The organism is Oculatella sp. LEGE 06141 (assembly GCF_015207605.1).
In the GTDB taxonomy this organism is placed as follows: Bacteria; Cyanobacteriota; Cyanobacteriia; order Elainellales; family Elainellaceae; genus Oculatella.
The window spans coordinates 21,170-33,168 of the sequence record NZ_JADEWO010000021.1 but is presented as its reverse complement, the minus strand read 5'-3'; the positions used below and the strand labels follow the sequence as shown (position 1 = coordinate 33,168).

The window sequence follows — 11,999 nt, the reverse complement described above, 5'->3', positions numbered from 1 at the left end:
ATAGCGTACAGCCTGTTATGGCAGATGCACCCTGCACTACCCCAGCGGCGATAGTCGTTATTGGTGATCAAACATCACCACGAATTCGGTCTGAGGATGATGTTGTCGCAAAAACTGTAGATGCCCATCGGCATCCGAGCGCCGACGAAATCGAGCTACAATTTGCCATTCCATATTCGGAAAGAGACGGGCAATGGCCCAATGGTGCAGGCGATCGCGATAAGGCGCAGCAGACTCTGACACGAAATCATTGAGATTCGAGGCGTGTGTCATGATTCAGTTATCCGTAAAGAGTGGGCGTTAGTAGCTCTCTGGGCGGGGAGATACTAAACTGGCTTTGACTACGATTAAAACCTCATACACAGAGAATGTCAATTGTCAAGGTTCAACCTTTAAATGGGAGGCACCATCTTCAAATCCGGTTCAAACGTTGAGCTATTTTTCCTCAGCGATCCCAGCGATTAAACCCCTCGCGGCACCATCGTTTGAATGCTGGAGCGCGAACCAACCGGGAACGGTTAACAGAGAATGGTTCGACGTTTGTTCTTACGTCTCCTCGATCTGGGCTTCGACCTGAACGCTCTGCCGAACGGGGACGTTAGCAAAACGGCTCGAAAGTCCCTCACTTTTGGAGGTTTTGGAGGGCGAACGCGGCAGGTCTAATTCGTTTCTAACCACTTCTTCAGGCAGATATTGCCATCCAGAAATGGCGATTTGTAATAACCATGCTCAAATTTTGTCCATTTTTCCCTCACTTTCTGTATGATTATGTCATGTCAATTAGAGGGGCGATCGTCTACACGCATCGCTGTTCATCATTCAGTCAGGCGGACTGAAGTTGATCCTGCTTTGTACTGCTGACCCGCTCAGTAGGTTGCCAACCCCAATTTCATGGTGTGGCTCATTGTGTTGCATGAGGAAACGAACGAATCTTATGGTGAAATCGCAGAAAAAACGGTTGAATCTTGATTTAACGCCCGAAGCCTACGAACTGCTTCAGCGGTTAGCGAACGAATCGGGGAAAAACATGGCAGAAGTCTTACGAACCGGGCTGGCCCTCTACGGCATCGCCCATGAAGAAAGCCATGATGGTCGAAAGCTCGGAGTGGTGAAAGACGATCGCGTCATTAAAGAAATCCTGATTGCCTAGCGGTTGCATTCTCTCCACAACCGTCTTGCTGTCAAATAGCTTGATTCAATACTTACACTGCAACTACAGGCCAGACGTAGCTTCAGTGGTAACCGTGCTGGCTGAATATACCAGTACCGGGACTCGCTTAAAAGCAGGGGTGCCCGATCGCGTCTCTATCCGCGCGTTGAAAATGGCATTCACTTCCGGATAAAACATCAGGGCTGCCCCTCGACGAACAGCACCATAGATCACCTCAACGTTTTCTAGTTGGCCTGCATTTCCCCGCACAGTAACTCGCTGATGCTCTTGCAAACCCACACTTTCGGCATCCGCTTGGTTCATCAAAATGCAGTTACGGTGCGGCATCCCCCGATACTTGTCTTCAATCTTGTAGACAACTGTATTGTGCTGAGAATAGCTGCGTCCTGTCATCAGGGCAACCACGATCCCTGGCGTAGACTCAGAAGCACCAAATGCTTCAGGTTCGGGCAGCGTCAGGGTGGGTAAAGGTGTAACAACCATAGAGGCTTTCCCCGATGGGGTTGAAAATTTCGGTTCGGTCACAATTCGACCACTGATAGTAAACTCTTCTTTGGTTTCGTCAATGCTTGCCATCTTCTCAAACCCAGGAATGGTTTGGGCAATCAATTGCCGAATGTATTTCGTATCCTGTAGCTTGCGCCAGTTAACTGGGTAGTCACCATGTATGCGGTGCGCCAGTTCCGTCAGGAAGGTAACCTCGGCAATCAGGTCGGCATTCTTAAGATGGGTTTGTCCTTCATCGTTCAGGCGAACGAAGTTATTGCCCGATTCCACAGTCGTTTTGTGAGGATTTTCAAATCGGTTCAAGACAGGAATGATAATGGTGTTGTGTCTGGCTAAACCATTGAAGTGTCCCAGGTTTGGTTTGGTCGCCAGATAGATGACCGTTTCAATGTTGCTCAGGGCGCGTTTGGCCTGGGTTAAGTCAGGGTTGGCACCATACAGGTTACCGCCCAGGCAAAGTAAGGTATCAATCTGGTTGGTATCCGCCGCTTCAATTAACGCGCGAGTATCATATCCCTGAACTCGGCTGAGGGATCGTCCCAGCAGGTTTTCCATTGTTTTCTGGATTTCCTGCTTTAGATGAACGGTAACGCCCATTGAACCGAACCCCTGAACATTGGAATGTCCTCGTACTGGCATTACACCTGCGCCTTCCTTGCCCACATTGCCGCTGAGAAGAGCGGTATTGATGATACTGAACACGTTGTCTACACCGTTCTGCTGCTGGGTAATTCCCATTGCCCAGCCAAAGACAACCCGCTGAGAGGAGTGGATCAGCATGGCCGCCGTTTCAATCTCCTCCTGGGAAACGCCACAGGTGGAAGTAATGGTTTCCCATGATGTTACCTTGGCCTGTTCAACGATCGCCTCCCAGTTTTCGGTGTAGGCTGACAAAAACTCTTGTTGGATCAGTCCCCGTTCAACCAGGCATTTCTGAATTCCGACAAACAGAGCCACATCGCTACCAGGAATCGGTTGGAGGTAAAGAGATGAAATCTCAGAGCCGCTCAGTAGGGATTTAACTGGGAAAGCAGGTGAGCCAAACTTGACTAACCCAATCTCGCGAACGGGGTTGATCACAAGCACTTTACCGCCGCGATCGCGCAGTTTAATCAACTCATTCATCAAGCGGGGATGGTTGTAAGATGCGTTAGAACCAACCAGAACAACGCAGTCTGCCTTCTTCAGGCTCTCTAAACTGACAATTGATGTGCTGGTGCCAAACACTTGTTTAAGACCAACCGTCGATGGCGCGTGGCACAGGTCAGAGCAATCCGCCAGGTTATTAGACCCCAACGCCCGCATCATCAGTTGCAGTAAAAACGCGGCTTCGTTGGAAGAACGCCCCGAACTGTAAGATGCAACTCGTTCTGCTGGCTTACGAAATGCTGCAACGGCAATCTGATAAACTTCGTCCCACGAAATCCGTTCGTAATGAGACGATCCGGCTCGCAAAATAACGGGAAAGCTCAGCCGTCCTAAGCGATCTGCTTCCAACGAGGTGAGGCGTTGCAGTTGCTCGATGCTGTGTCGTTCAAAGAAGTGTGCCGCGACAGGTGGCTGAATTTCAGCAGAAATAGCCTCCACACTCTTCATGCAGCGCTGCAATGATTCGCCCACTTCATTGGTAAAGCTGCCCTTTTGGCCTCCGGTGCCCCACGAACACGACAAACACGCACTTTTATGCAGCAAGGTCTTCCACAACTTTGGGCCTTCGGGCGATAGGGTATGCTCTGCCCAATATTGAATAACCGATAAACCGCCTCCCATATCGGGCGTGTTGTCGTTCTGTTGTCCACCGGGTGCCGTCGGTTGAATATCGGGCGTTGGGTTCACATCCATAGGGCGACTCCTTGCTTAACCGTGCAGAGTGGTATCGCTCTAAAGCCATACACGGTTTATCCCCCGAACTTAACGCAAATTAGCCGTCTGTGAAAGTAGCTCAGGGTGGAATGTCGGTTTAGCAAGCTCCAGGGGATTGGAAAATGGATGGTAACGGTGTGGCTTGTCCGCTTAAGCAAAGGCCGGAACGTTAGCAGGCAACGCAGGTTGATGGTGTTGCACCGATCGGCCAGACTGCTCGTGCTGCAATTGGGCGTGATAATAAATCTGCTGGAATACCTGGCGCTGAGCGTGACTGCCGCCGATCGCCCAAAGTTGAGGCAATGTAGGCTTTAAGTAAGCGATCGCCCCCAACCAATCTTGTTTGGCGTGAGCCACCATTCCCCTGGCGGCTGGAATGGCAACGTCCATCCACCGTTTATGGGCAGATGGTTCTAGGGTTTGAGCATGGCTAATAATGCTGGAGAGCATCTCATTTACGGCATCGCTCTGTTCGGCTCTCGCAATAGCGTAAATGTAGTGCAAGTCCTGAAACGGCAGGGAATGTTCGTGTAGACGAGGACGCAAATGGGGCAGCAATTGGTGCCAGCGATTTCCTGTATCAATGCCCTTCAGGTCTAACCGCAGCAGCAAGGCGATCGCCCCCACCTGATCCTTGGGCGAAGCTTTACGAGCCTGTCCCCACACTCGCTGATCGTAGAGAGAAAGTACCGTTTGCGGTTCGTTTTGCTTCAGGTAAAACAACGCCACATGCCACCAGTTGTGGGTATACAGCATCGAGTTGCATGACTCCCATGTATCGGCTAGCGATTCCATCCAGGCAATTCCGTCCTCAGCCCGCTCCTGGGTTTCCATTACATGAGCTACGGCATGATGTGCCCAGGGATTGTGGCGATCGAGGTGGGTTGCATAGCGTCCGATCGCTTCGGCCTCATCTAGCCGATGGCATTGCTCCAGGGCAAAGGCCACCATGCCCAACAGGTCAGCATGGTCAGGATTAGCCGAGAGTACTGTTTCTGCAATCTGAAGCAGTCCCGCTTTGTCACCCCGATAAAAATAGTGATATTGTCCTTGCTGCACCGAAACTAAATCTTGAGGGAACCGTTGGGCAATGTTGTGGTGATACTCAATGGCTTCGCTAATGGCTCCTTTTGACCAGGCTACGATCGCCCGAATGTAGAGCTGTTCTCGCTCAGTTGCTTGCTGTTGATACCGTTGAGCTTGTTGCAAAAAGGGTACGGCTTGCCGACGGGCGATCGCACTTTCCTGAGACAAATAGTAAGCTGCTGCATAGGCTTGAGCGATCGCACAGGTAGGATCAGCCGCGATCGCTTGTAGAATTACCTGTTCGGCATCGCGCCCATAGCGCAGCGATCGCATGATGAACTCGTTGATCGCCGCGATCGCCGTTAGTGAGTCAGTGGTAACAGCCAGTTCCTGTCTATCATTTAGCATATTGCTTCGCTCTACTCTTCGGTATCCAACGCTATTGAAACGGGTGCTTCCAGCCGTTTCCTCATCAACCGATTGGCCTAAAAGCGTCAACTGCTAGAGGCATTGCCAGCCTGTCTAGTTTGAAGCAACAAACTGACTGAATCGCTCGGCTGAAACTACGGTAAGTCAATCGGATTATAGATGTTTGTTGAACGTAAGTATGTCACAGCCTGCTGTTAAATGGCAAGAAAAATCTACGGTTCGTCTGGCGACATTTAGTAGTTTCCCTGGCAGCGGCACTCAACCGTGCAAAGCTTTGTTCTCCTGGATCATCATACGTGGTCTGACGTTAAGATTGGTTGCGGGGAATACGTTCAGCAGGATGAAGCCATAGCTGGCTCCCATGCTGCATTCAACTGCAATTCAACATGGCAGTACAGTTGAGTGCTTTTGCGGTGTCAGTGCAAACACGGTTCAAAACGGGTGAGCTGTATAATCAGACTGCGTAGTTCCTTTGATGACAGATCCCATCCAAATATGAGGTGATATAGATAACCGATTTACAGCAACAGGAATTTTTATGTTCATCCCTCTATACGGTGCTGGCGCTTTATTTGTTTTCTCAGTCGGTTTGAATGCGTTTTTGAAAGATAGCTCTACGCCCAAAACCCACGCAACGTCCTGGCTGGTTTTAGGGTTGGCAACCGTTTTGTGGCCTGTAACGCTCCCCTCCATGCTCCGCGCCAAGCTTAATGCTCAATCGGGTGATGCTGCTTCCGAGACGGAATACCTTAGCCAGGGACTTGAGAATTCGATTTAGTCGCACTTCACCGTTGAACTAAACATTCCTGATGGAACTATCTAAATAATTCCTCTGTCACTAAATTCATTGTTGTAAAAGATAGGCGCTGTACTGAATAGGCAGCCTATCTTTTTTGTTTTTGCTTTGTTTTTGCTCTGGTTTGCCCTATGGGGATGTTTTAACGGTGCTGATGGTCAATCGAACTGCCCCCGTTTCTGGCTTGCCACAGGCGCTAAGACTTCTGAACCGATTCTGGATAAAGTCCCCAGAACCAGGAGATTCAGGAGGCGAATGCAGCACATTCGATACGTCTCAAACATCCTCTTAGAGTGTTGTGTGTATGAAGAGTTGTATCTTTGGTGAGCAGACCATCAACGTGGTGCGCTGCCTTCAGACCGTTTTACAGTAATATTACGAAAGGTTAAAGTATAAAGAAATACGCTGATGAAGCCTGAGCGGCAAAGCGCTTTCGCAGGACTCAGTCGTATCAGATCATCGTATTGGGGAGCCGATAGCAAAACAGATTATTGTTCTTTAGTGGCACAGGTTCGCAGACTTGAGTAAGAGTATGAGGCGTGAAAAACAGTTCGTCCTTTAGCTGGCAGAAGATTTTATACGGGGTTCGTACCAGAATTCTAGTTTGGTATGTTGTGCTGATGGGATGTTCTACCGCAATCTCGATTCTGGCGATTCGTCAAATCTTTCTCCTGCGGCTAGAAGAACGGGTCGAGCGATCGCTGATTCAAGAAGTGGGAGAGTTTCAGCAGCTTCGACACGGATTGAACCCAATGACTGGAGAACCCTTTGGCGACGACATTGCCGCTTTGTTTGACATTGTTTTATCTCGGAATATCCCGGATGAGAATGAGATCTTGCTGACCCTGTTGGATGGTCGATTTTACAAAGCCAGCGACGAAAACTTGCCAGCATCGCTCGATCCCAATTCCCGGTTAGTCCAAACCTGGGCACAACTGACCCAATCGCAACAGGGGCAGGTGGAGACAGCAATGGGAAACGTGTTTTATCGAGTGGAACCCGTCAACGTGAGAGGGGAAACACGGGGCGTTTTTGTGGTGGTGCATCCGATCGTTTATTCGTTAGATGAAACCAACGCGGCCATACTGACCATTGCTCAGGTCACGCTGACCGTTTTGGCTGTTGCTTCAATCATGTCCTGGCTCGCCGCGGGTAGGGCGTTGTTGCCTCTGCGGTTTCTGACAGAAATGGCTCGCTCTATTACCGGATCAGATCTGACTCGCCGCATTCCAGTAAAAGGAAGCGATGAAATTGCCGAACTGAGTAAGACTTTTAATGAAATGCTCGATCGGCTACAGGCCACGTTTGTGAGCCAGCGTAATTTCATCAACGATGCAGGGCATGAACTGCGAACGCCGATTACGATTGTTCGTGGTCATTTAGAGCTAATGGGTAGCGACCCTCAAGAGCAAGGGGAAACGCTGGATCTGGTGTTTGATGAACTCGATCGCATGAATCGGTTTGTCAACGATCTGCTGCTGCTGGCTAAGGCAGAACAGCCTGATTTTTTAAACGTAGCGCCTGTGGATACTGATTTAATCACGCTGGAGTTTTTTGCTAAAGCGAAAGCCCTGGCGGAACGAGACTGGCGAATTGTGATTGAAAATCCGGGATGCGTAGTGGTAGACCGCCAGCGCCTTACCCAAGCTGTGATGAATCTGGCGCACAATGCTACTCATCACACTCGCCGCGAAGACACGATCGAAATTGGTTCATCGTTGACTGCAACAGACGCTCGCTTCTGGGTGCGCGACACGGGGGAGGGCATTCCGCTAGCGGAGCAGGAACGAATTTTCGAGCGATTTGCCCGTGGCGCAAAAAACCGTCGTTCGGAAGGGGCTGGGCTGGGGTTAGCGATTGTGAGCGCGATCGCCGAAGCCCACGGTGGGCGAATAGAGTTATCTAGCCAGGTGGCGATCGGCTCAACCTTCGCCATTATCCTGCCTGTGGTAACGCTTCAGGCGGGTCTTGAATCGGTATCTGGTATTTGAAGTCTTTTTGAGTGGCGGTGTTAATATTGCCAGTCTTAACGTAGCGCCCGTGTCGTCATTCCGTTTCTGGCTCTAGAGAGATGTAAGTTTCTCAGGCCGTGTAAATCGAGAAAGCTAAAACCCACCTTAGAGAAAAACGGCAAGATGCAAAACAGCAGCGTGTCGATGGTTTGATCGATGAACCCCAAACCAGAAGGGCCAATGATCCAGGCAATGGGGTAGCCAATCCATAGCACTGTGAAGTAAATTAACAGGCGATCGTACAAGCTGGACAGTTCCAAACCCTGCCCTCTCGTTTTCACCCGAAATGGCCCCCAAATCAGGCTCATGATGACAACAAACGCGATACAGCCAACTCCATACCAGAGATAGCGCGTCCAGCCTTGAGAGAGGTCGGCAATTAAGCCACTGGTGATCATAACGACATCCGTTCCCATCACAGCCATTAGCAGCGGTTTGTCTTTATCCACCGTTTGCATTGCCGTCCAGCCAAGAGCCAACAGCAGCAGGGGTGTAGTTACCAGCCAGTCGATATAGCGAGCATAATGGGTGAGTTGTCCTGCAATTTCGACTTTGCCCTGGTCCAGTGCCATTGCCATATACGCTAACCCAGACCAGGTTGGGATAAAGATAGCGACTACATATTCTTGTTTAGGAACACCACGCGGATTCTTGCTGAGTAAAACAAAATAAAAAGCGCCGATCGCCATTGCAACAACATATAGCCAATGCAGAGCCGCCTGAATATCCATGAATTTTCTCCTACAAGGTAAACAAGCGGTGTGCAGGCAAGGCCAAAGCAGTGGTTGCACCAGCGAGAGGGAAACCCCGTAATGTCATTAGGTTCGTTTGCAACTGGTCATTTAACAGGCATGACTTTGGTTGTTACGCCCTTGGTTAAGCATCGGAAAAAATTGTGATTAAAAAATGACAATTCAGTATCGTCACTTTTTGATCACATTCATTTTTCAAACTGAGGGCAGAGTGGGGTAATTCTCGACAAGCGCTATAGTGAGCCAGAAGGGGGCTGTGCTGTAGCGCTTGTTGGGATGATTATTCCATATCAAGTTTCACAACGTTGCACCAGAGCCATAACAACTCTAAAACAGCGCTTCGGTTGGCAAGAGTTCAGGTTCTTCAAAGAATTTGAATGCTGCAATTAGCGTCCTTCGATAGGCGTATTCGATAGGCTTAAATGGTTGAGTCTATACGAGTACCCTCCGTCACTCAGAAATCGGTGGGAACGGAGTGATACTGAGGCAGATCATGGGAGGATGAGAGGGTAAGGGTCGTCCCGCTATGCCATCGTCCTAATCATTGTTGATTCTGTGGGACTACTTGACAGCGTCATAGTAGAAGCAGTTGCCAGCAGATGGAGTGAGGTAGACGGTGAAGTTAGGTCAGTGGATTGGCTTTTTGGCAGTGGCGGTTGCCCTTTACATACTGTGGCAGATTCGCCAAATTTTACTATTGCTATTTACGGCGGTTGTGCTGGCAACGGCTCTAAACCAGATGGTAGAGCGATTCGAGCGATCGCGGGTTCGGCGACCCTGGTCTGTGTTCCTCACGATCACAATTGTGATTAGCATCCTGGTTTTGGTGGTCTGGCTGATCGTTCCTGCCTTTATTGACCAGTTTCGTCAGTCGGTTGAACTGTTCCCCATTGCCGTCACCCAAATTGAATTGGGGTTGAGTTGGTTAGAGAGGAGTATCTTTGGGCGGTTTTTACCGGATCTTCCAGATGTTAATGTTAACCAGTGGATCGATCGCCTTCAGCCTCTGGGTAGCCAGGTCTTACAGCAAACCTTCGATTTTTTCTCAACCTCGCTCAACGCTACTCTTCAATTTCTGCTAGTAGTGGTGCTGGTTTTAATGCTGTTGAGTAATCCTCATCCCTATCGCCAGGGATTTGTGCGGCTCTTTCCAGCATTTTATCGCGATCGCGTCGATCACATTTTGTTGCGGTGCCAAAGCTCATTGGGAGACTGGTCGATCGGCGCGTTGATTGAGATGGTATTTGTGGCAGCGCTCAGCGGGTTGGGGCTGTGGATTTTGCGGGTTCCGCTCGTATTAGCTCATGCCCTGTTGGCTGGCTTGCTCAATTTCATTCCCAACATCGGGCCAACCCTCAGTGCGGTGCTACCCATCTCGATCGCCCTGCTCGACTCTCCGTGGAAAGCGCTGGCTGTTCTGGTGCTATATATTGTTATTCAACAAATTGAAAGCTACTGGCTTACCCCCACTGTGATGGCGAAGCAGGTGGCGTTATTGCCGGCTGTGACACTAACGGCTCAGATCATTTTTGCGAACCTGTTTGGCGTTTTAGGATTATTGGTAGCATTGCCGCTCACGGTTGTCGCTAAAACCTGGATATCGGAACTTGTGTTTAAAGACATTTTAGACCCGTGGCAACGTCCGCCAAGGTCAGCCGATCACTCGCCTCCGGACCTCGTCGATCGCAATTGAGTGGCCTTGGGATTGTGAATTCAATCACCTGCCAAATTACAGCGGTTCTCAATCGAGTCAGCCACAGTCTCGCCAAGATGGCTGTGAGGTGTAGGGCTTGGGGTGTGGTGAATGCAAATGAAAATGGCTGTAAGAGCCTGTTTGAGACGTAAAAGACATGATCCTCAGTCACTCCCTAACCTGATTCAGGTGGTTCCGATCTCACGGCTCCGTCTTCTCAAAACTGCAAAATCTGCCGTGCAATGGATAGGTAAATTAGGACACCGAGTACGTCCACTGCTGTTGTAATAAATGGAGCCGACATCAAGGCTGGATCAAACTTAAGCGCTTTGAACAGAAACGGTAAGGCCGATCCCGCAACCGATGCAAGCAAAGAAATTGCGACTAGGCTCAGCCCAACTGCGGTTGCCACTGCTAAGTTACGTTGAAGCACATAAGCCCATCCGGTAACGGTGACTCCCAGCATGATGCCTAACAGTAAACCTGCGATCGCCTCTCGCTTCACGATCCGCAGCGCTGTACCCAGGCCAACTTCGTTGGTGTTCAGTCCTCGAATTACCACGGTTGAAGACTGCGCTCCTACATTTCCGCCCGCATCAATTAAGAGGGGAATAAAGAACGCCAGAGCCACCACTTCCTCCAACAGATCTTCCTGGCTACTGATAACGGCAGTGGTTCCTGTATTCGTCACCAGCAAGATAAATAGCCAGACCACCCGACGGCGGGCAACCGTTAGCAGGTTGGTTTGGAAATAGTTGTCGTCCCCCGACTGCACGCCACCAAGAGTATAGATATCTTCAGTGGTTTCTGCTTCTAAGATATCAATGACATCATCCACCGTCACAATGCCGACCAACCGCTGTTCGGTGTCCACAACCGGAACGGCTAAAAAGTCATAATGCTGGATTGACCGAGCCACTTCTTCTTGATCGGTATCGGTATGAACATACACCACATCGTGCGTCATGATGTCGCCAATTGTTTGGTCGGGCTGAGCCACTACCAAATCGCGCAGGGACAGAATTCTTGTAAGGTGACGCTGGGCATCGGTAACGTAGAGAGAGTAAATCGTTTCGGTGGTTCTAGCCAGTCGGCGAATTTGTGCTAACGCCTGATCAACTGTCCAATTTTCCTTCAGCGATACGTACTCTGGGGTCATTACCCGGCCAGCGGTGTCTGCTCCATATCCCAACAGCAGTGCCGTTGCTTCCCGTTCCGCCGGACTGAGTTCCAAAAACAACCGCCGCACCACTTTTGCCGGAAGTTCATCAAACAACCGCGCCCGATCGTCTGGCGACATCCGATCGACAATGTCTAAAACATCCTGCCGCTTAAAGTCTTCTACCAGCACTTGCTGCACACTGGAATCAAGATGCTCATAGACATCGATCGCTTCCCCTTTAGACAGCAACCGAAATGCGATCGCCTGCATTGCCTCAGGTAAGCCTTCGATCGCTTCAGCGATATCGGCAGGCTGTACTGGAACCAGTAACGCTTTGGCACCCTGCAAATTTTCTTGTTCTAGCAACTGCTGAAGCTGCGATCGCACCAACTCGCGCAATTCTTGCCGAGATGCTGTTTGTGATGGATTAGACCACTGATTCTGCGTCATGCCGTTCTCCCTGAACCACCCTAAACTATGACACAACCGTTAAGCGCCAACCCAGGCGGTTGTAGAGTTTAATTGTTGGCAAGATGTGATTGAAGTAATGTTTTGTGATTAGTGTTGGCGACAAATGTGATTACAAAG

General features: G+C 50.0%; 9 protein-coding genes. 4 read left to right on the top strand and 5 right to left on the bottom strand.

Annotated features, from left to right (window positions below; all coding sequences use genetic code 11):
* Nucleotides 1-57: 57 nt before the first annotated feature.
* On the bottom strand, nucleotides 58-273 hold the full coding sequence (locus tag IQ268_RS15565; protein WP_193880689.1) for a hypothetical protein: 216 nt from the start codon (nucleotides 271-273) through the stop codon (nucleotides 58-60).
* A 661-nt stretch (nucleotides 274-934) separates the two neighbouring features.
* On the opposite strand from IQ268_RS15565, the gene IQ268_RS15560 reads away from it, so the two are divergent.
* Nucleotides 935-1,150 carry a DUF1778 domain-containing protein gene (locus IQ268_RS15560; protein WP_228035407.1) on the top strand — a complete coding sequence of 72 codons (216 nt, stop codon included), beginning with the start codon at nucleotides 935-937 and terminating at the stop codon, nucleotides 1,148-1,150.
* Nucleotides 1,151-1,213: 63 nt separating this feature from the next.
* Here the strand turns inward: IQ268_RS15560 and IQ268_RS15555 are convergent, their stop codons facing one another.
* The gene (locus IQ268_RS15555) at nucleotides 1,214-3,520 is read right to left on the bottom strand and encodes an FdhF/YdeP family oxidoreductase (protein ID WP_193880682.1); all 2,307 of its coding nucleotides are present in this window, start codon (nucleotides 3,518-3,520) and stop codon (nucleotides 1,214-1,216) included.
* Between the two features lie 171 nt (nucleotides 3,521-3,691).
* A complete protein-coding gene (locus IQ268_RS15550; RefSeq protein WP_193880679.1) occupies nucleotides 3,692-4,975 on the bottom strand; it encodes a tetratricopeptide repeat protein in 1,284 nt (427 codons plus the stop codon).
* 559 nt (nucleotides 4,976-5,534) lie between these two features.
* Between IQ268_RS15550 and IQ268_RS15545 the strand changes: the two genes are divergently transcribed.
* Both IQ268_RS15545 and IQ268_RS33410 read left to right on the top strand, forming a co-directional pair.
* Complete coding sequence (locus IQ268_RS15545) at nucleotides 5,535-5,774, top strand: hypothetical protein (protein WP_193880676.1); 240 nt, start codon at nucleotides 5,535-5,537, stop codon at nucleotides 5,772-5,774.
* Between the two features lie 557 nt (nucleotides 5,775-6,331).
* Nucleotides 6,332-7,783, top strand: coding sequence for an ATP-binding protein (locus tag IQ268_RS33410; RefSeq protein ID WP_339383346.1), 1,452 nt, complete (start codon nucleotides 6,332-6,334; stop codon nucleotides 7,781-7,783).
* Nucleotides 7,784-7,818: 35 nt separating this feature from the next.
* Here IQ268_RS33410 and IQ268_RS15535 read toward each other — a convergent pair whose 3' ends face one another.
* Nucleotides 7,819-8,535, bottom strand: a complete 717-nt coding sequence (locus IQ268_RS15535; RefSeq protein WP_193880673.1) for a bacteriorhodopsin — start codon at nucleotides 8,533-8,535, stop codon at nucleotides 7,819-7,821.
* Between the two features lie 637 nt (nucleotides 8,536-9,172).
* On the opposite strand from IQ268_RS15535, the gene IQ268_RS15530 reads away from it, so the two are divergent.
* Nucleotides 9,173-10,249, top strand: coding sequence for an AI-2E family transporter (locus tag IQ268_RS15530; protein WP_193880670.1), 1,077 nt, complete (start codon nucleotides 9,173-9,175; stop codon nucleotides 10,247-10,249).
* A gap of 217 nt (nucleotides 10,250-10,466) precedes the next feature.
* Here the strand turns inward: IQ268_RS15530 and mgtE are convergent, their stop codons facing one another.
* Entirely contained in the window at nucleotides 10,467-11,861 is a 1,395-nt protein-coding gene (mgtE, locus tag IQ268_RS15525; protein ID WP_193880667.1) for a magnesium transporter, read from the bottom strand.
* Nucleotides 11,862-11,999: the final 138 nt, after the last annotated feature.

Coding starts and splice junctions, on each gene's coding strand:
- IQ268_RS15565 (WP_193880689.1), bottom strand. CDS start 273: ATGACACACGCCTCGAATCTCAATGATTTCGTGTCAGAGTCTGCTGCG.
- IQ268_RS15535 (WP_193880673.1), bottom strand. CDS start 8,535: ATGGATATTCAGGCGGCTCTGCATTGGCTATATGTTGTTGCAATGGCG.
- mgtE (WP_193880667.1), bottom strand. CDS start 11,861: ATGACGCAGAATCAGTGGTCTAATCCATCACAAACAGCATCTCGGCAA.
- IQ268_RS15555 (WP_193880682.1), bottom strand. CDS start 3,520: ATGGATGTGAACCCAACGCCCGATATTCAACCGACGGCACCCGGTGGA.
- IQ268_RS15545 (WP_193880676.1), top strand. CDS start 5,535: ATGTTCATCCCTCTATACGGTGCTGGCGCTTTATTTGTTTTCTCAGTC.
- IQ268_RS15560 (WP_228035407.1), top strand. CDS start 935: ATGGTGAAATCGCAGAAAAAACGGTTGAATCTTGATTTAACGCCCGAA.
- IQ268_RS15550 (WP_193880679.1), bottom strand. CDS start 4,975: ATGCTAAATGATAGACAGGAACTGGCTGTTACCACTGACTCACTAACG.